Annotated in this window: 18 protein-coding genes; 16 read left to right on the top strand and 2 right to left on the bottom strand. The window is 58.1% G+C overall.

What is annotated here, in order from left to right; translation table 11 throughout:
* Positions 1–320: 320 nt before the first annotated feature.
* The 6 genes from ACFFT4_RS27095 to ACFFT4_RS27070 all read left to right on the top strand — a co-directional run bounded on the left by ACFFT4_RS27095 (position 321) and on the right by ACFFT4_RS27070 (position 4854).
* Positions 321–1085, top strand: coding sequence for a MerR family transcriptional regulator (locus tag ACFFT4_RS27095; protein WP_378052175.1), 765 nt, complete (start codon positions 321–323; stop codon positions 1083–1085).
* A gap of 233 nt (positions 1086–1318) precedes the next feature.
* The gene (locus ACFFT4_RS27090; protein WP_378052173.1) at positions 1319–1756 is read left to right on the top strand and encodes a GntR family transcriptional regulator; all 438 of its coding nucleotides are present in this window, start codon (positions 1319–1321) and stop codon (positions 1754–1756) included.
* Positions 1753–2442, top strand: coding sequence for an ATP-binding cassette domain-containing protein (locus tag ACFFT4_RS27085; RefSeq protein WP_378052172.1), 690 nt, complete (start codon positions 1753–1755; stop codon positions 2440–2442). Before ACFFT4_RS27090 ends, ACFFT4_RS27085 begins: the two co-directional genes overlap by 4 nt.
* Positions 2439–3272, top strand: a complete 834-nt coding sequence (locus tag ACFFT4_RS27080; protein ID WP_378052171.1) for a hypothetical protein — start codon at positions 2439–2441, stop codon at positions 3270–3272. Before ACFFT4_RS27085 ends, ACFFT4_RS27080 begins: the two co-directional genes overlap by 4 nt.
* A 15-nt stretch (positions 3273–3287) precedes the next feature.
* Positions 3288–4592 (top strand): hypothetical protein, encoded by a 1305-nt coding sequence (locus ACFFT4_RS27075; RefSeq protein ID WP_378052170.1) that lies wholly within the window; start codon positions 3288–3290, stop codon positions 4590–4592.
* A gap of 40 nt (positions 4593–4632) precedes the next feature.
* Positions 4633–4854: a hypothetical protein gene (locus ACFFT4_RS27070; RefSeq protein WP_378052169.1), complete on the top strand. Its 222-nt coding sequence runs from the start codon at positions 4633–4635 to the stop codon at positions 4852–4854.
* Positions 4855–4897: 43 nt separating this feature from the next.
* Here ACFFT4_RS27070 and ACFFT4_RS27065 read toward each other — a convergent pair whose 3' ends face one another.
* Positions 4898–5527, bottom strand: a complete 630-nt coding sequence (locus ACFFT4_RS27065) for a helix-turn-helix transcriptional regulator (RefSeq protein ID WP_378052168.1) — start codon at positions 5525–5527, stop codon at positions 4898–4900.
* 17 nt (positions 5528–5544) lie between these two features.
* The gene (gene trhO / locus ACFFT4_RS27060; RefSeq protein WP_378052167.1) at positions 5545–6450 is read right to left on the bottom strand and encodes an oxygen-dependent tRNA uridine(34) hydroxylase TrhO; all 906 of its coding nucleotides are present in this window, start codon (positions 6448–6450) and stop codon (positions 5545–5547) included.
* A 632-nt stretch (positions 6451–7082) separates the two neighbouring features.
* On the opposite strand from trhO, the gene ACFFT4_RS27055 reads away from it, so the two are divergent.
* From ACFFT4_RS27055 to ACFFT4_RS27010, 10 genes are all read left to right on the top strand, one after another.
* On the top strand, positions 7083–8090 hold the full coding sequence (locus ACFFT4_RS27055; RefSeq protein ID WP_378052166.1) for a LacI family DNA-binding transcriptional regulator: 1008 nt from the start codon (positions 7083–7085) through the stop codon (positions 8088–8090).
* A gap of 17 nt (positions 8091–8107) precedes the next feature.
* Positions 8108–8980 carry a carbohydrate ABC transporter permease gene (locus ACFFT4_RS27050; RefSeq protein WP_378052165.1) on the top strand — a complete coding sequence of 291 codons (873 nt, stop codon included), beginning with the start codon at positions 8108–8110 and terminating at the stop codon, positions 8978–8980.
* 12 nt (positions 8981–8992) lie between these two features.
* The gene (locus tag ACFFT4_RS27045; RefSeq protein WP_378052164.1) at positions 8993–9844 is read left to right on the top strand and encodes a carbohydrate ABC transporter permease; all 852 of its coding nucleotides are present in this window, start codon (positions 8993–8995) and stop codon (positions 9842–9844) included.
* Positions 9845–9957: 113 nt separating this feature from the next.
* The gene (locus ACFFT4_RS27040; RefSeq protein ID WP_378052163.1) at positions 9958–11292 is read left to right on the top strand and encodes an ABC transporter substrate-binding protein; all 1335 of its coding nucleotides are present in this window, start codon (positions 9958–9960) and stop codon (positions 11290–11292) included.
* Positions 11293–11358: 66 nt separating this feature from the next.
* Positions 11359–12621, top strand: coding sequence for an amidohydrolase family protein (locus ACFFT4_RS27035; RefSeq protein ID WP_378052162.1), 1263 nt, complete (start codon positions 11359–11361; stop codon positions 12619–12621).
* Positions 12622–12635: 14 nt separating this feature from the next.
* Positions 12636–14699, top strand: a complete 2064-nt coding sequence (locus ACFFT4_RS27030; RefSeq protein ID WP_378052161.1) for a YyaL domain-containing protein — start codon at positions 12636–12638, stop codon at positions 14697–14699.
* Between the two features lie 18 nt (positions 14700–14717).
* On the top strand, positions 14718–16268 hold the full coding sequence (locus ACFFT4_RS27025; RefSeq protein WP_378052160.1) for a sedoheptulokinase: 1551 nt from the start codon (positions 14718–14720) through the stop codon (positions 16266–16268).
* Positions 16265–16927 (top strand): aspartate/glutamate racemase family protein, encoded by a 663-nt coding sequence (locus ACFFT4_RS27020; protein WP_378052159.1) that lies wholly within the window; start codon positions 16265–16267, stop codon positions 16925–16927. The genes ACFFT4_RS27025 and ACFFT4_RS27020 overlap by 4 nt, the downstream gene beginning before the upstream one ends.
* Positions 16928–16939: 12 nt before the next feature.
* On the top strand, positions 16940–17176 hold the full coding sequence (locus ACFFT4_RS27015; protein ID WP_378052157.1) for a class II fructose-bisphosphate aldolase: 237 nt from the start codon (positions 16940–16942) through the stop codon (positions 17174–17176).
* Complete coding sequence (locus tag ACFFT4_RS27010) at positions 17173–17862, top strand: class II fructose-bisphosphate aldolase (protein WP_378052156.1); 690 nt, start codon at positions 17173–17175, stop codon at positions 17860–17862. The genes ACFFT4_RS27015 and ACFFT4_RS27010 overlap by 4 nt, the downstream gene beginning before the upstream one ends.
* The last annotated feature ends 11 nt before the right edge of the window (positions 17863–17873 follow it).

Here is a 17873-nt window from a genome sequence, read left to right as displayed (position 1 = left end):
CGTGCCTATTGGCTCATCAATAGCTCCGGCGGATCGTATAAGCCCGCCTAGCGTGCCTATTGGCTCATCAATAGCTCCGGCGGATCGTATAAGCCCGCCTCACGTGCCTATTGGCCCATCAATAACGCCGGCAGATCGTTTAAGCCCGCCCCGCGTGCCTATTTCGCTCACCGCCGGCCCCTCTGTTCCGAACCATCCCCGACAAAACGCATTCTCCATCCCAAGGGCGCCGAAGACGTTTTTGCTCATTAAATGCAAAAAATACGCTTGACCTTGCCGTTGCGTAAAGGTGTACGATCGGTTTGCGAGGAGGGATCGAGATGGAATATACGGTGCAGAAGCTCGGTCAGTTGGCCGGAATCAGTACGCGCACGCTCCGTTACTACGACGAGATCGGATTGCTCAAGCCGGCGAGGATCAACTCGTCGGGGTATCGGATCTACGGGCGGGAGGAGGTGGATCGATTACAGCAAATTTTGTTCTATCGAGAGCTTGACGTCGGCCTCGAGGAGATCAAGGCGATGATCGATTCGCCGGAATTCGACGCCCGGCGCGCGCTGGCCAGACACCGGGAGCAGCTTCTGACCAAGCGTCGGCAGCTTGACGCGCTGATCGCCAACATCGATCTGACCTTAGCTTATCAAGAGGGGATGACGGCTATGAGCGACAAACAGAAATTCGAAGGTTTTAAGCAGCGGCTCATTGACGATAACGAAGCCAAGTACGGCGAGGAAATCCGCGCCAAGTACGGCAGCGAGCAGGTGGACAAATCCAATGCGAAAATCAAAAACATGACACAGGAGCAATACGAGGAAATCGAGCGTCTGTCAGAGGACATTCACGCAACGCTCGCGCAGGCGTTCGCGACGGGCGACCCGGCGGGGGGATTGGCCCAGAAGGCCACCGATCTGCATCGCCGCTGGCTAACCTTCTACTGGGATCGCTACTCCAAAGAGGCGCATGCGGGGATCGCCCAAATGTACGTGGACGACGAACGCTTCAAAGCCTACTACGACAAGGATCAGCCGGGAGTCGCCGAGTTTCTGCGTGACGCCGTCCGCATCTATACGGGAATCGACGCCTAATTTGTCAGACGCCTAAAATTCATCAAGGAGGCTGCCCCTAAGCCAAGCGCAACGTTCCGAATGCCGGTCCCTCGGGACGGTCGGACGCCGCTGCTGCTTAAGGGCAGCTTCTTTTTTTCGTCGATCAGCGCACTCAAAAAAAGATTGACAGCCCAAGCGTACTAAGGGCATAATACGCTTGTGGTGTATGAACTACTTAGTACACACACTTAAGGCGATTGCGAGGTAGCGGAATGAGAACAGGTGGAGGCTGGGAGGAAGTCGAGTTCAACAGCCGGGAACCGGTCTATCTGCAGGTAGTTCGGCATTTCAAAGAGATGATCGTCGCGGGGCGGCTGGAGGCCGGCCAGGCGATCCCTTCGCGCAGAGAGCTGGGAACGCTGCTGAAAATTAACCCGAATACGGCGCAGAGATCCTACAAGGAGATGGAGGAACGCAAATTGATCGTGACGGAAGGAAATTCGCCAAGCCGAATTACGCAGGACGACGCCGTGCTGCGAACGATTCGGGCGGAGCTGCTCGGAGAAGCGGTCGACGCTTTCGTCGCGGCGGTCAGGAAAGTCGACGTTCCGGTCGACGAGCTGCTCGAGCTGGTGAAGAACAAATACATAGAAGCCTTATCCGCCAATTCTGCGCCTGCCGCAGCGGAAGGAGGCGGGGAGCGGCCATGATCGAGTTGAAGGGAGTCCGCAAGCGTTATCGCGGACGCAACGTGCTGAACGGGCTGTCTTTTACAGTGGAGAAGGGGAGCATTACCTGCTTGATCGGCATGAACGGCGCGGGCAAGTCGACCGTCATGAAGGCGATCATGGGGCTCGTCCCGATAAAGGAAGGGCAAATTCTCATCGACGGAAAGCCGCGGGGAAGATGGATGTACGAGAAAGTTAGCTTCGTCCCGGATCATCTGACGATGCCGCTGGCCATGAAGATGTCCGAGGGCCTGACGTTTATGGCCGACTTCTATGCGAGCTGGAACGCGGAACGGGCAGCCGAGCTGATGCGTTTCTTCCAATTGGACCCCGGCGAGAAAATCGGCAATCTGTCGAAGGGAACGGCGGCCAAGTTCAACCTTGTGCTGGGACTGGCGCCAAATTCCGATTACGTGCTGATGGACGAACCGTTTTCCGGGATCGATCTGTTCAGCCGGGAGACGATCGCAGACGTATTTTCCAGCGAGCTGATCGAGGAGCGCGGCGTTCTGCTGACGACGCACGAGATCGGCGAGGTGGAGCATCTGATCGATAAAGCGGTCATTATGCAGGACGGGAAAGCCGGGATGGAATTCGACTGCGAGACGATGCGCAGCGAAGAGGGCAAGTCGATTGTCGACGTGATGAGAGAGGTGTATTCGCGTTGAAGAACTACTTAAAGCTTCTGCATATCGAGATTCATCGCTTCCGCTATATTTTGTTCGCTTTGCTGGGGCTGACCGCGCTCGTTCAGCTTTGCGCGATCGCGTTTAACGCCGCGTGGGAGATTGACGCCAGGAACGCCTACGTTCTGCAGACCGGAATGGCGTCCGAGACGTTTTACGGCCCGATGACGTATACCCGCGCGGTGCAGAACACGCAATTCTGGTTCGCCGTTCCCGTCGGGCTCAGCATCGCGGTTCTGGCCATCTACGCGTTTCTGATCTGGTATCGCGATTGGTTCGGGAGGAGCACGTTCGCGTATCGGCTGCTCGCGCTTCCGTCCGAACGAAGAAATATTTATTTCGCCAAGCTGACCGCCATTCTAACGTTCGTATTCGTCATGGTCGGGTTCCAACTGCTGCTTATGCCGATCGGAAGAGCGGTGTTCGCGATGATCGCACCGGCTGATCAACTGCAGCATTCCGCGATCGCGGACGCGATTTTCGCCAACCAGGCGTTCAAGATTTTGCTGCCGCGCTCGTTTGCGGATTTCTTCGTTCACTACGGCCTGGGCGCGATCTCGCTGCTCGTCGCGTTCGCGGCGGTACTGCTGGAGCGAAGCTATCGCTTGCTCGGCATCGTGTACGGGCTTGCGTATGCCGCGGTCTGCGCCGTTCTGATGATCTATCCGACGTTGGCGCTTGGCGCGGAGTATTCCGTCGGGTATCTGTATACCGAGGAAGTGTACGCCATTCAGATCGCCGTCGATGCGCTGGTCGCCGTCGTGTCCGTCTGGCTGGGATTGTATTTGTTGAAGAAAAAAGTGGCGGTGTAAGGGAGGAGACGGCGAATGATGAAACGTTATTTTTTGTCGATGGCGCTCGGCGTATTCGCGGTCGGCGCGATCGGAGCGTATTACGCGTCCGGCACGGAAGGGGAAGTGCCGCCATACAAGCTGGTTACGCTGGAAGGCGATGCCGCGGAAGCATCCGCGATGCAGCTCAGCGGCTCCTATATCGGCGGCGTCGGCTCGAAGCCGCTCGAGCTTACCGTCGAAGGAACGAAATATCGCATGACGCATTCGTTTTACGAAAAATATTTGCAGGATAACCGCTACTTGACGACTCATTACGAGGACATGAAGGCGCTGAAACGGGAGCATCGTGATTTTATGAGAGCGAGAAGCAATGTAAACAGCTTTTATAAGGATGCGGAATGGCTTATTTATGCGGACTCTGTTATCTACGGGCCCGGCAACTGGCGCGCGGAGCTGAAGGTGGACGTGCTGGAAGAGAGTGCGGGCCATGTCTCCAAGCACCGGATCGAGCTGGACGAGGCGAAGCGGACCGACTGGATCAGAGTGGAAGACGTGCAGAAAATCGGCGACGAGATCCATATTCTGGCCCAGGTACGTTATAGAGCTGCTCTCCCCGCGGACGGCACGACGATGGAATTTCGCGATTATGTCGTTGATCTGCGCAGCGGCGAGCTGCTGCGCGAAGACGCGCTGATTTCCGAAAAGCTGGCTGTCTCGGAGGGCATGCAAAGAACGGCGGATGCGCGGCCTGTAACGGACGAAGTGAGTCTGACCGCGATTACGAGCGAGGTGCGCTCTCAGCCGTCGGAATACGTCGTATTGATGACGGCCCGAAGCCATACGGTCGCTGACGAGGAAGGCAAGAGGAAGACGGAGTTCGTTCGCAAGCAAGCGGCCTATTCTTACCGTACGGGCCAACTGACTCCGCTGCCCGAGTCGACTCGGGATTTGGAGGCCAACGCCGTAGTCCAAAGCGAGATTGCGGGAGACCGGCTTACCGTCCTGTATTCCGACAATCAAAGTCTGACGATTGCCCGCTACAACGTCGCGACAGGCTTGCAGGAGCGGGACGAACTGACGATAACGTCCGAACAGCTCGGCGAACGCTCGATCCGCAGCGCAAGCCTGGCGCAAAATCGGGTGTACGCCTTGCTTTCCCCGGAAGACGAGAACAAGGTGGGCTTTGCCGACAGCAGGAAGCTGGCGGCCGTCGTGCTCGACGCGGACGGCGGGAAAGTGCTCTACAAGGGGGAAGCCGCATACGCGGGACCGGCGGAGAAAGCCGAGGAGTTCCGGAAAAATCTGCTGCTGACCAACGTCAATGGCGGCCGCTCCTAGTTCGCGCCGCGGCGCGCAGCGCTGGGAAGAGCGGATCGCGGTGCTGAGAAAGCTCGAGGGGTACGGCTATTCGATCGCTTATTATGTGCTGGGGTGCGAAGACCTGGCGGCGGAAGCGACCCGGGCCGCGCTCCTCAAGGCGGGCTGCGACAGGGAAATCGGCGCCATGCCGGCCGAGGCGCAGAGAGAGAAATTCGCCCGGCTGGCGATGAGCGCGGCGATCGCGGTAAGGCGCGAACGGCTGCTGCGGCAGGCGGAATAACGACAAACGCTCTTCCTCGTGAACTACGGGGGAGAGCGTTTGTTTAGGTGCGGCGGATATGGTAGACGCATTTGCGGTCGCCGGAGGCGAGGCAGTCGGAACGGGTGACCTTCGCGCCCAGCAGCGACTCGAACAGCTTCATTTCGCAGGCGCAGGCCTGATTGTACTTGTTGGCCACTTGCGAGATCGGGCAGTTGAATTCGGTCAGCACGTAGTCGTCTTCAGACGTTTTCTCCCAGGTCGCCATGTAGCCGTTGTCGTTCTGGATGTCCGAGAGCGCGGCGATTTTCGCTTCGAGCTCTTTTCCGGCCATTTTCGACTCGTATCTTTTCAACAGGGACGCCTTGCGGCGCTCGAAGAGGAGATTAACCATCGCTTCCCCGGCTTCGTCCTCCAATTCGGTGAGCAAGTCGAGCGCGACGGCGTGATACTTCTTCGGAAAATAGTCGTCCGCCCGGGCGGTCAGCCGGTAGACGGCCGCAGGCCGGCCCATCGGCAGCCGGACGGTCGTCGATTCGATCAGATCGTCCCGCTCGAGATTGGAAATATGCCGCCTTACGGCCATGCCGGTAATGCCCAATTGATCGGTGAGCTCCTTGGCGGTCAGCTCTCCCGAGGTTTTCAGCATCTGCATAATTCTGTTGCGCGTGGACAGGTCCGAATCTTCCTTCAATACGTCACCTCCCGGGATTAGCGGACCGACCCGGCCGCGGCCAGATCGTGCTCGGCGCACTCCGCCGAGCAGTATCCGCGATGCTCCTCTTCGCACTTGTCGCATACCAGATGCTGCAGATGGCAGGTATCGTCCGCGCAGTTGATGTAACGGTCCGTCTTCGCGCCGCAGTGATGGCATTCGCCGACAAGCATGTGCTCCTCGGTCTGGTTGACGCGCACCGAGACGCGCTCGTCGAAGACGTAGCAGTTGCCGTCGAAGCCGCGGCCCTGCACCTCCGGATCGTGTCCGTACGTGACGATGCCGCCGTCAAGCTGGTAGACGTCGTTAAAGCCTTCGTTCTTCAGCACGGCGGTCAGCATCTCGCAGCGGATGCCTCCGGTACAGTAGGTGAGAATCGGCTTGTCTTTATGCTCGGTCAGATGGCTGCGAATCCACTCCGGGAACTCCCGGAACGTCTTGAGATCCGGCTTGATCGCGCCGCGGAAATGACCGAGATCGTATTCGTAGTCGCTGCGGCCGTCGAGAATGACGACATCCTCCTGCTGCATCTTCTCGTGGAACTGCTTCGGAGTGAGCCGGGCGCCGCCGTCGACGTTCGGGTCGAGCTCCTTGTCGTAGCGCAGGGTGACGAGCTCTTTCTTGTAGCGGACGAAGATTTTCCGGAACGCGTGGCCATCGGCCTCGTCGATCTTGAACAGCAGGTCGGAGAAGAGGGGATGGGCATGCATCGCGGCCATGTAAGCGTCGGTCTGCTCGACCGTCCCCGAGAGCGTTCCGTTAATGCCTTGATCCGCGATCAGAATTCGGCCCTTGATGTCCAGGTCCTTGCAGAACTGCAGATGCTCGGCGGCGAATTGTTCGGCCTCCGGCACCTGGACGTATTTATAGAACAGCAAAATGCGATAATCTTTTGTAGACATCTCGAACACCTTTCCGTCGGCTATTGCAGTTAGCCGGTTAATATGTTATATGGTAGCCGTTCGCCTTCACTTAGTCAACAAAAAGGTTTATTATGTTGGGGGATAAAGCTTATGATTTTCATTTCATTTTCATGTTGACATCGGAGGATGTAAGCGGTATATTAAGGGCACAAATTAAATATCAATTTCATTTTTTTACTCACAAAACGGGAACGTTCCCAAAATGACCGCAAGTCGGAACGCCCCGGATGTCCAGCGAAGAGAGAACACGTTGTCGGAGATCATTCGTAAGGGAAGGGGCTTTCGCTCAGCGAATCGTTCGGACGCAAGGCCGACGACATTGACGGAACCTCCGAAGACGACGTTGGCGAGATTAGCTGAAGTCGATCACGGGAATGCGTTGGCGCAAGCGCCGAATCGGACATCGTCCGGGTTTGTTTTTCGCTAAATCGGGAACGTTCCCAAAATGAAAACCCAAGCTATGCCGAGGGGGACTCAAACTTCATGCAAGGTTTGTATTTTGGCGAAAATGGGAACGTTCCCGTTTTTCGCTCAAAATTTCGGGAACGTTCCCGCAATCGGATAACGATCGATTATAATAGAGAAAACTATCCGATTGGGAAAGGCAGTGAATGGAAATGGGTCCGACCATACATGACGTAGCAAGATTAGCGAATACTTCAAAAAGCACGGTTTCGAGGTATTTGAATGGACAGCAAGTGAAGAAGGCGACGCAGGAGGCGCTCGAGAAAGCGATCAAGGAGCTGAACTTCCATCGCAACGCCAATGCACGAAGACTCGTGATGGATAAAACCTATACGATCGGAATCGTGATCGACGATATCTCGAATACGTTCTATTCCGGCATTATCAAGGGGATCGAAGAGGTTGCGGGCAAGAACGGCTACAACTGTATCTTCTTAAGCTGGACGTCCAATTACGACAATGAAATATCCTTTCTTAACCTGATGTACGAAGGCCAGGTCGACGGCGTGATTATGGTCAGCTTCCGCAAGAGAAGCCGGGAGGATTTGCAGCGGATCAAGGAGGCCGAATATCCGATCGCGCTGATCGGCGACCATGGGGAAATGGACGGGATCTTCTCGGTAGACGTCGACAACGCCGCCGGCATTGCGGAGGTCGTCTCCTACCTGCACCGGATCGGCCATCGCGAAATCGCCTACATTTCCGGGCCGGACACGGTGTCGGCAAGCAAGTACCGCTTCAAGGGCTACAGGCAGACGCTGGATTCGCTTCAACTGGAATACAATCCCGACTGGGTGGTCGAATCGGATTGGTCCAATCAGGGCGGGTACGCGGCCATCGAGCGAATCCTCGAACAGCCGGACATTACGGCAGTCGTCGCCTCGAGCGACGAAACGGCGATCGGGGCGATGCGGAGAATTCAGGAATCCGGCAGAAACGTACCCAAGGATATGTCGATTGTCGGATTCGACGACGTTACGGTGGCCAGTTGGGTGTATCCGTCCTTGACGACGGTGCGGCAGCCGTTCCGCGACATCGGCATGATGGCGGCCGAGGGGCTCTTCCGGAAGATCGCCGGCGAGGAAGTGGAGCTGAGAAGCCACCTGCTCAAGCCCCGGTTGATCATTCGCGATTCCTGCGGAAAACTCTTCTGAAAAGGGTTGTGTGCGTAATGAAAAGCAAAATCGACAAATCGCATTACGGTTACTTTTTTATCGCCCCGTTTTTTATCGGGTTTGGCGTGTTCGGATTAACGCCGATTCTGTACACGTTCTACTTGAGCCTTACCAAATGGGACGGATTCAGCGATCCGGTGTTTCGCGGATGGGACAACTACGTCCGCATTTTCCACGACAGCTTTTTTTACCAGTCCGTCGGGAACACGCTGATCATCTGGTTTATATCGATTGTTCCGCAGCTCGTCATCGCGTTGGTGCTGGCGTTGATCCTGAACGAGAAGTTTATTCGGGGGAAACATTTTTTCCGGGCGGTCTTTTATTTCCCGCACATTATTACGCCGATTACGCTGGGGCTCATGTTCAGCCTGATGTTCGACTGGCAAACGGGAAGCGTTAACAAGCTGCTGCTGGAGCTGGGCTGGATCCCCGATCCGGTGAACTGGTTCAACAGTCCGTGGTGGTCGCGGATCATTGTGGGCCTGGTCATTTGCTGGCAGTATTTCGGCTTTAACCTGATCGTGTTCATTGCGGGCCTGCAGTCCATCCCGGGCGAAGTGTACGAAGCCGCCGAGGTGGACGGAGCCACCAAGCTGCAGACGGCGAGATGGATTACGCTGCCGATGCTGCGGCCGGTATTCCTCTTTACCTTCATCACGTCGGTCATCGGCGGTCTTCAGCTGTTCGACGCTCCGCTCATGCTGGGCAACGGGCCGGGCAACTCGACGCGAACAATGGTGATGTATCTCTACGAAACCGCATTTCAAAACTTTGATTACAGCTACGGCTCCGCGATCGCTTACGCCATCTTCATTGTGGTGATGTTCTTTACGCTCATTACGGCGAGAGCTTCCAGGCTGAAGGAATAGGAGGCCAATCACGTGAACGAAACGAGTAGAGCGCCGATGCGCCTCGGGAAGATGCTGAGCAGAACCGTTATGTATCTGTTACTGATTGCGGTAGCGATCACCTGTCTGGTTCCGTTTTACAGCATGTTTATTACTTCGACCCATGCCAACTCGGATATTGCGCGCAGCCTGCTCTTCTGGCCGGGCGATCAGCTGGCGGCCAACTACGAGCGGCTGATTGGAACCGTCAACATATGGCGGGGATTTCTGAACACGACCATCGTCACGGTCAGCTTCACGGTCCTTAATTTGTATTTCGCGGCGCTCGCCGGCTACGGCTTCTCGAAATACAACTTCAAGTACCGGAACGGCTTGTTCCTGTTCGTGCTCGGCACGATGATGATCCCGGGCCAGCTCGGCATTATCGGCTTCTACAAGCTCATGAACTCGTTCCACATGCTCAACACGTACTGGCCGCTTATTCTGACCGGCATTCGCGACGCCTTCGGCATTTTCCTGATGAAGCAGATCGCGGATTCCTCCGTGCCGAACGAAATTATCGAGTCCGGCAGAATCGACGGCTACAGCGAGCTCGGCATTTTCCACAAGCTCGTGATTCCGTTGATGGTGCCGGGATTGGCCACGCTGGGCATCTTCTCGTTCATCGGGAAGTGGAACGACTTCCTGACGCCGATGATCATCTTGTTCGACAACCATCTGCAAACCCTGCCCGTCATGATCGCCAGCGTCAAGTCGCAGTTCACATCGGACTTCGGCGCGCAGTACGTAGGCATCGTAATTTCGGTCGTGCCGGTGCTTGTTTTCTTCTCCATTATGTCCAAACGCATTATTAGCGGGGTAGCCGCCGGAGCCGTCAAAGGCTGAGCCGGACTTTATTGAAAGAGGTGATGCGGGGGGACGAGAAGCAGGCAGGAAGCAAGGTCATGGAGCGAAGAAAGAACAACTCGAAGCAAATTTCAATCGAAGGGGAGATTCCATTGAAAAGGACAAAATGGTTTTCCATGATGTTAACGCTTGTCATGGTGGTCGCAGTCATCGCCGCATGCGGAAACAAGAACGACAATAACGCCAGCAACGAGCCGGCTCCGTCAAGCAGCGCTCCGGCACAAACAGAAGAAACTCCGGGTTCCGAGGCGCCGAAGGAGCTGGAGGGCAACCTGGTCGTCTGGACCTTCTTCGACCAAGTGAAGGAAATGGGACTTAAATTCGAAGAGAAGCACCCCGGCGTCAAGGTGGAAGTCAATATTTTCCCCGGCGACCAATACCAGACGAAGCTGCTGTCCGCCATGCAGTCCGGCAGCAACGTTCCCGACGTATTTGACCTCGAGAGAGGCTATATCGGCAAGTTTATCGACGCCAGCTTCATCGCGGACTTGTCCGCAATGGGCATCGAGGACATGCTGACAGACTACATTCCTTACGTTCGCGAGCTCGGCAGAGCGGCCGACGGCACCATTCGCGCCGTATCCGACCACTCGTCTCCCGGCGCTTTCTGGTACATTCGCGACAACGCCAAACAGTACCTCGGCACGGACAATCCCGATGAGATCAGCGCGATGGTCGACAGCTGGGACAAAATCGTCGATCTCGGCAAACAAGTGTACGAGAAAAGCGGCGGTAAAGTGTATTTGATGCAAAACGCGGGCGACGTATTCGATATCGCCGCTTACAACACGGAGCCGTGGGTGAAGGACGGCAAGCTGAACATCGATCCGAAATGGCAGACGTATTACGAGATTCAGCAGAAAATCCGCGCGAACAACGTCGACGCCAAGCTCGGCTTCATGTCCGCCGGCTGGGGCAACGCCTTGAACGACGGTTCCGCGATTCTTAGCGCGATGCCGGCCTGGGCGACGTTCATGATCGACAACAAGGACGGCAAGGCTGTCGGCAAGTTTGGCGTAGCCAAGTCGCCGGAGGGCTTCTACACGGGCGGCACGTATCGCGGCATCTACGAGAAGTCTCCGAACAAGGAGCTGGCTTACGAATTCATCAAGTATATCGCCAGCCCGGAATGGCAGGAATACAACCTGGGCAAGACCGGCAACATGCCGGGCAGCGGCAAGGTGTATCAGGACAATATGGACACGTACAAAGTAGATCTGCTCGGCGATCAAAATCCGATGCGCGTGTATTACGAGCTGGTCAACGCAATGCCGGGCATCGCGCCGGACAAATACAGCGAAGAAGTGCTGAGCAAGTGGAAAAAGTACGCCGGAGAAGGCATCACGAACAAGACGGCCTACGAAGATGTGGTAGCCGCCTTCAAAAAAGAAGTCAAAAGCGCGTTCCCTGACATTCAAGTCGACTAATACAGAGAAAGCGGCTGCTTCTGGTCCGGAAGCAGTCGCGATTTTTTACCCGGAAGGAGCAGGAAGATGAGCAGCATACGGCATTATATTCGGGATCTTCGCGTCATTGACGGCCATGAGCATCTGGCGACCCGGCAAATGAGGGAAAGAGATCGGACGGATCTATTCGGACTCCTGCATTATTTGGATTCGGATATGATTACGGCCGGAATGCAGCGCGGGAGCTTGTCGGCGCGCGGCACGGATGCGGAGGAGAAGGCCGCCATTTTCATGAAATATTGGGAACGGACCAAGAACACGGCTTACGCCAAAGTTTTTCGCACGGCAATGGAAGACCTGTACGGCATGCGGGATTGGACTGTGCGGGGACTGCTGGAGTTGAACGAGAAAGTGATCGCCGCATCGTTGGACAAGGACTGGTACAGGAAGGTTATGACCGAGCGGTCGCGGATCGATCTTGCGTTTACGCTGATTCAGACGACGAACGTCGACTTTGCGATGTTCCGCCCGATTATGTTTATGGACTTCGCCTTTAAACTTCGAACGTTGAAAGATGTCCAGGCCGTCGAAGGAGCGTCCGGCGTTGAAGCGAACACGCTTCAGCAGTATTTGACGGCTGTGGATGCTTTATTAAATAAATACATCCAAGAGGGCATGGTCGCGACCAAGCTGGGCCACGCCTACTGGCGCACGCTTGCTTGCGGGAAGCCGACCTTTCACGAAGCGGAGACGGTTTTTAACCGGCTGGCGGCTTGTTCGCTGGAAGAAGGTTTGTCGCAAGCCGAGACCCGGCCGCTTCAGGATTATTTGATTCATTTTATTATCCAGCGCTCCACTGCGTACGGCGTGCCGATCCAGATTCATACCGGCCACCACGAGACGAGCGTATCCGGCAACGGCAATACGATCACGAATTCCCAGGTGTCTTCGCTGCTGCCGCTGCTGAACGAATATTCCAGCTCGAGGTTTGTGCTGCTGCACTGCGGTTATCCCTACAGCCTCGAATATTTGAGCATCGCCAAAAATTTCCCTAACGTGTATACCGATTTCACGTGGATCTATGCGATCTCACCGACTGCGGCGAAGCATATTTTGCATCAAATGATCGAGATGGTGCCGCAAACGAAAATTCACGGCTTCGGCGGCGACTACAACTTCATCGAAGGCACGTACGGGCATCTGAAGCTGGCCAAAAAAATCGTCGGTGACGTGCTGACCGAGAAGGTGGAGGACGGCGCTCTGGACGAAGACGAGGCGATCGGCTTTGCCAAGGCGGTGTTCCGCAACAATCTGATCGACTTTTACGGCCTGGACGAGAAACCGGTGTGAGAGGAGGGAAACGGATGAAAACAGGGCGGGCCGCGTCGCGGCGGCACGACGGAGGCGAGACTGGCCGAGAGCTTCGGATCTACGGGGGCGACGAGCGCGGCGATGGGGACAATCGCCCATGCTTGCGCTTCTCGTCGCTGCTGCGGACCGAGAGCGGAGAGGGCGTCCGGGAGGCCGTTCCATTCGATGCCGTCTCGATCGGGGAAAAAGTGATCGACGCTTCCGGAAAGTCCGAACGGTTCGAGGTCGATACCGTCTGGAAGCTGGTGGAGGACGAATGCCCGTATTACGAGGTTGAGGCGACATTGGCCTATACCGGCGACCGGCCGTCGGCGTGGAATTTGCAAATCGAAGCGGATCTGCTCGGCGAAGGCAGACCCGATTGGATGATCCCGGGCGCGTTCTATAAGGAAAACCGGTTCGAGAAGAATTTGAGGCCTTACCCCCGCTACGACTTCAAGGGCGGAGACGCCTCCGGGATGGTATCGGATCACTGGGCCTTCAGGGCCGATCGCGCGGCGCTGCCCGCCGTGTTCGCGTGGAACGACGGGATGTGCGGCGCGCTGTGCACCGACGAGACGTCGGCGCTCGGTCTGAGCGGCCTCGGTTTTCGGGGCAGCGAGGAAGGAACGCGGATCTGGCTGAACTTCCCTTACCGCGAGGAGCCGGTCACCTTCGTCGGCAATGCCGTCCCGGACCCCGCGGATATTCGGATGCACGAGTTCCAGCCGGGGGAGCGGATCGCTTTGCGGTTTAAGGTGTACGCCGCTTCGTCCGATCCTCACGCTTACGATCCGTTCGTGCGCCAGATGTACAAGCTTCATCGGAACGAACATGCGCTCAATCCGTGGATGGGGCTGGAGGAGGCGGCCGAGCTTACGGCTTACGGCCTGTACACCTGGCATTATCATCCGGAGCATCGCATTTTGTACGAAACGGCGGCGTTCGACCGGGAATTCAACAATAACGTCAACGGGCTGGGAGACCGTCCGCATATGCATGTCGGCTGGGTGAGCGGCGCTCCTTACGCCTACAGCCTGCTGACTTATGGAGCGAAGCAGGGGAACGATGCTTATCGGGACGCCGGAACGGCGGTACTCGACAAGATTGCGTCGGGACTTGCTCCCTGCGGGACGTTCTGGGCTTCGTGGATCGTGGACAAGGGCTGGACCGCCGGATGGAATCCCCGCCCGGATTGGCTGCAGGCCAGGACGATCGCGGAGGCGACGCTGTTCATGGTCCGGGCGCTCCGCTTCGAGCGAGAGCACGGAGTCTCGCACCCGGAATGGGAGCGGGCCGCGCGGTCCAATTTGCGTTTTGCGGCGAAGGGTCAGCGGGAGGACGGCAACTTCGGCTCGTATTACAACAGCGGCAGCGGCGCGGTCGAGGAATGGGACGGCGCCGGCGGGATTCTCTGGATCGCCGCGTTGCTGGAGGGCGCGCGGCTGTTCGGCGAACCTTCCTTCTCGCAGGCTGCCGTTCTTGCCGGCGGCTATTACGAGAAATTCGTGCGCAACGAATATATTTACGGCGCTCCGGAGGACGTTCATTTGACGCCGACCTCGGAAGACGCCTATAACGCGGTGGTCGCGTACGTCGGGCTGTACGAATTCGACCGGAAAGCCGAATGGCTGGAGCTGGCGTCCAGCGCGGCCGACTGGATGATGACGTTCCGCTGGACATATAATCTGGAATTTCCACGCCATTCGCTGCTGAAGCAGTACGACTTTCGCTCCCGCGGCGCGGATCAGGCGTCGACATCCAACCAGCATTTGCACAACTACGGCTTGTTCTGCGTTCCCGAGATGCTCCGCTTGTGGAAATATACGGGCGACGCTTATTATCTGGACCGCACGAGGGACCATATCGCCTGTTTCCTGCAGTTTATCGCCCGCGAGGACGGCGATTTCAACGCTTACAAAGGCATGGTGACGGAGCGGTTTTACAATACGAACTGCTTCCAGCCGAAAGGGATGATGCTGACGTTATCCCATGCCTGGTGCATCGGACTTATCCTGTACGCTTCGCAGGAGGCGCTGGCGTATGTCGACGATCTGGAGCTGCGGCGGGGCAACTAATCGGGAGGCGGTGATCACATGTACGTTGCCGGAATCGATATCGGCACGACCTCGGTCTGCTGCGTCATTGCGGACGCGCAGACCGGCGCGATCGCGAACGTGGCGGCGCGGACGAACGACGCTGAACGGCCGAGCGAGCAGGGCTGGGACCGGACGCAGGACCCGCGCCGGATCGTTGCGATCCTGGAGGAAATGATCGCCGGGCAGGCCGTTTATTGGAAGGATGTATCCGCGATCGGCATCTCCTGTCAGATGCACGGCATCCTGTACGTGGACGGCCGGGGCGATGCGGTAAGCCCGCTGTATACGTGGCAGGACCGGCGGGGCGACCTGGCGCTGGACCGCTCGGCGGAGCCGACAGAAAGCGGGCTCGGCCCAGCGGACAGCGCGATGAACAGCGCATCTCCGGCGAACGAGTCGTCTCGGACGGACTCTGCCAGCCGAACGTCTCCGACGGACCCGGCTAGTCGGACATCTCCGACAGACCGGGCTCACCGGACGCCCTCGACAGACCGTCCGGTGAGCTGGGCGTCCTATATGGAGGAGCGCTCCGGTCATCGGTTGGCATCAGGCTACGGACTGGTGACTCACTGCTACAATTTGCATCACAATCTTGTCCCGCCGGAAGCCGTCTATCTGTGCACCGTCGGGGACTACGTCGCGATGAAGCTGTGCGGCCGGAACGTCCCGCTGATGGACGCCTCCAACGCGGCCAGTCTGGGGCTGTACGACTCGAATACGCGAAGCTTCGATCTTGCGGCGCTCGAAGCGCTCGGCATAGATCCGCGAATGATTCCGCCGCAGGCCGGACAATCGGATGCGGCCGGGACGACGCCGTCGGGCGGGACGGTCGCCTGCGCGATCGGCGACAATCAGGCCAGCTTTCTCGGCAGCGTTCCGTCGTTGGAGGATACGATGCTCGTCAACGTCGGCACGGGGGCGCAAATCTCCGTCTATTCCAAGGGAACGGAAGCCGTCCCCGGCCTGGAGACGAGGCCCTTCCCGGGAGGGGGCAGCCTGCTCGTCGGAGCGTCGCTCGGCGGGGGCAAAACCTATGCGCTGCTCGAGGGACTGTTCCGGAGCATTCACGACTCGTTCGCAGCCGCGCCGCTTGGCGATGAGCGCTTGTACAAGAAGATGAACGCGCTGGCGGAGGAGGCGCTGCGGGATGCGGACGCTCCGCTGCAAGTGTCCGCGCAGTTTTTCGGGACACGGGAAGATCCCGGGCGAACGGGAACGATTGCGGGCGTCTCCGAGCGGAATTGGACGGCCGGGCATCTGGCGCTCGGGTTTCTGAACGGCATCGTCGACGAGCTGCTGGCATTCGCCGAGCGGTTCCCGGAGCCGCTGAGAAGCCGGGTTCGCACGGTCGCGGCTTCCGGCAACGGCATGCGCCAAAATCCCGTCATGAGGCAGCTGCTTCGGACGAAGCTGCGCTTGCCCCTGCATCTGTCTCCGGTCGAGGAGGAAGCGGCGCTCGGCGCGGCGATCCACGCCGCCGTAAGGAGCGGGATGTACCCGAACGTCGACGCGGCGGTCGCGGTTTTCGGAAGGAGCGAACTTAAGTGACGAAAAAACTGGCCATTATTCATACGACCCCCGTTACGATTCAGCCTTTGAAGGAGCTGGCGGCCGAGCTGCTGCCGGATTGCGAGGTCGTCAATCTCGCGGACGATTCGATCCTGCCGGAGCTGAACGCAAACGGTGGGCAGATCGACGCAATCGCCGATCGCTGGCGGCAGTACGCGCAGATCGCGGAGAAGCTGGGAGCGGACGCCATACTGAGCGCCTGCTCGTCCGTCGGCGAGCTGGCCGAGCGCGTGCAGCCCGACGTGGGGATCCCGATCGTCCGCATCGACCGGGCGATGGCGGAGCATGCCGTTCGGAGCGCTTCCGTCATCGGCGTGGCCGCGACGCTCGCGACGACGCTCGGTCCGACCGAGCGGCTGCTGCGGAGGGCGGCGGCCGAGGCCGGACGGGAAGTGCGGCTTGTGCCGGCGCTCGTATCCGAAGCGTATGCGAAGCTGGCGGCCGGAGACAGGGAAGGCCATGACGAGACGCTGGCCCGGGCACTGACCCGGCTGGCCGAGCAGACGGATATCGTCGTGCTGGCCCAGGCTTCGATGGCCCGGGTGCTGGATAGCTTTGAGGACGTCGAGAAAACGAAATTCGCAAGCAGCCCGCGGCTCGGCATGCAGATGACGGCGGCCGTGCTGTCCGATCGATAAGGAGACGATGAAATGACCAAACCTGCAGGCAGCAAATACATCATGACTTTAAAAAGAGCGCTGGAGACGGCCGAAGCGAATCGCTTCGCCATCGGATCGTTCTCGCCGCGTTACACGCCGATGATCCAAGCGGTGCTTCAGGCCGGACAACAGGCCTCGTCCCCGCTTATCGTGCAGATTTCGCACAAGGAGCTTGTCCGCTACGCATCACGCCGGACGAATTCGCGGAGGAGTTTTATCGTCAGATGACGGATTGCGCGATATCGATTCCGGCCGTGCTTCATCTGGATCACACAAAAGAGCTGGACACAATTAAGGAAGCGATCGCGGCCGGCTTTACCTCCGTCATGATCGACGCTTCGGAGAAGCCGTTTGCCGATAACGTTGCCATCAGCCGCGAAGCGGCGGAGTACGCCCACGCGCAGGGCGTCTCGGTCGAAGCCGAGCTCGGCATGATCGGCACGACCGACTTTGTCGAGACGGATTCGGACGAGGAGCTGTTCACCGATCCGCAGGAAGCGGCGGAGTTCGTGCGGCTGACGGGCGTGGACGCGCTGGCCGTCTCCTGCGGCACCGCCCACGGCGTGTACAACGTTCGCCGTCCGCGCATCGATTACGACCGGCTGTCGGCGATCCGCCTGTTAACGCCGGTTCATCTGGTGCTGCACGGCGGCTCCGGCGTACCCGCCGACATGATGCGCAAGGCGTTCGAGCTTCCCGAAGGCGGCGTCAGCAAGGTGAATATCGCCACCGATCTGGAGCTGTCCCTGCTCGCGGCCCTGGGCCGGGAGGAGCGGATGACGAACGAGGAATGCAAGGCGCTTGACGCGGACAGGCTGCGGACGGGCAGACAAGCGGTGACGAATACCGTCGTCGGGAAAATGAACGATTTTCTCCTCAGCAGCGGCCAAGCGCCCGTCTTTGCAATCGACTAACGAACAGGAGA

Source organism: Cohnella cellulosilytica, from assembly GCF_042431195.1.
GTDB classification, from domain to species: Bacteria; Bacillota; Bacilli; order Paenibacillales; family Paenibacillaceae; genus Cohnella; species Cohnella cellulosilytica.
The sequence above is the reverse complement of the archived record's forward strand: the minus strand, read 5'-3'. Positions and strand labels throughout refer to the sequence as shown.

Excerpts from the sequence above, each read along its gene's own strand:
- ACFFT4_RS27010 (WP_378052156.1), top strand. The coding sequence starts at position 17,173 with ATGACGGATTGCGCGATATCGATTCCGGCCGTGCTTCATCTGGATCAC.
- ACFFT4_RS27050 (WP_378052165.1), top strand. The coding sequence starts at position 8,108 with ATGAAAAGCAAAATCGACAAATCGCATTACGGTTACTTTTTTATCGCC.
- ACFFT4_RS27055 (WP_378052166.1), top strand. The coding sequence starts at position 7,083 with ATGGAAATGGGTCCGACCATACATGACGTAGCAAGATTAGCGAATACT.
- trhO (WP_378052167.1), bottom strand. The coding sequence starts at position 6,450 with ATGTCTACAAAAGATTATCGCATTTTGCTGTTCTATAAATACGTCCAG.
- ACFFT4_RS27025 (WP_378052160.1), top strand. The coding sequence starts at position 14,718 with ATGTACGTTGCCGGAATCGATATCGGCACGACCTCGGTCTGCTGCGTC.
- ACFFT4_RS27030 (WP_378052161.1), top strand. The coding sequence starts at position 12,636 with ATGAAAACAGGGCGGGCCGCGTCGCGGCGGCACGACGGAGGCGAGACT.
- ACFFT4_RS27035 (WP_378052162.1), top strand. The coding sequence starts at position 11,359 with ATGAGCAGCATACGGCATTATATTCGGGATCTTCGCGTCATTGACGGC.
- ACFFT4_RS27015 (WP_378052157.1), top strand. The coding sequence starts at position 16,940 with ATGACCAAACCTGCAGGCAGCAAATACATCATGACTTTAAAAAGAGCG.
- ACFFT4_RS27095 (WP_378052175.1), top strand. The coding sequence starts at position 321 with ATGGAATATACGGTGCAGAAGCTCGGTCAGTTGGCCGGAATCAGTACG.
- ACFFT4_RS27090 (WP_378052173.1), top strand. The coding sequence starts at position 1,319 with ATGAGAACAGGTGGAGGCTGGGAGGAAGTCGAGTTCAACAGCCGGGAA.
- ACFFT4_RS27075 (WP_378052170.1), top strand. The coding sequence starts at position 3,288 with ATGATGAAACGTTATTTTTTGTCGATGGCGCTCGGCGTATTCGCGGTC.
- ACFFT4_RS27085 (WP_378052172.1), top strand. The coding sequence starts at position 1,753 with ATGATCGAGTTGAAGGGAGTCCGCAAGCGTTATCGCGGACGCAACGTG.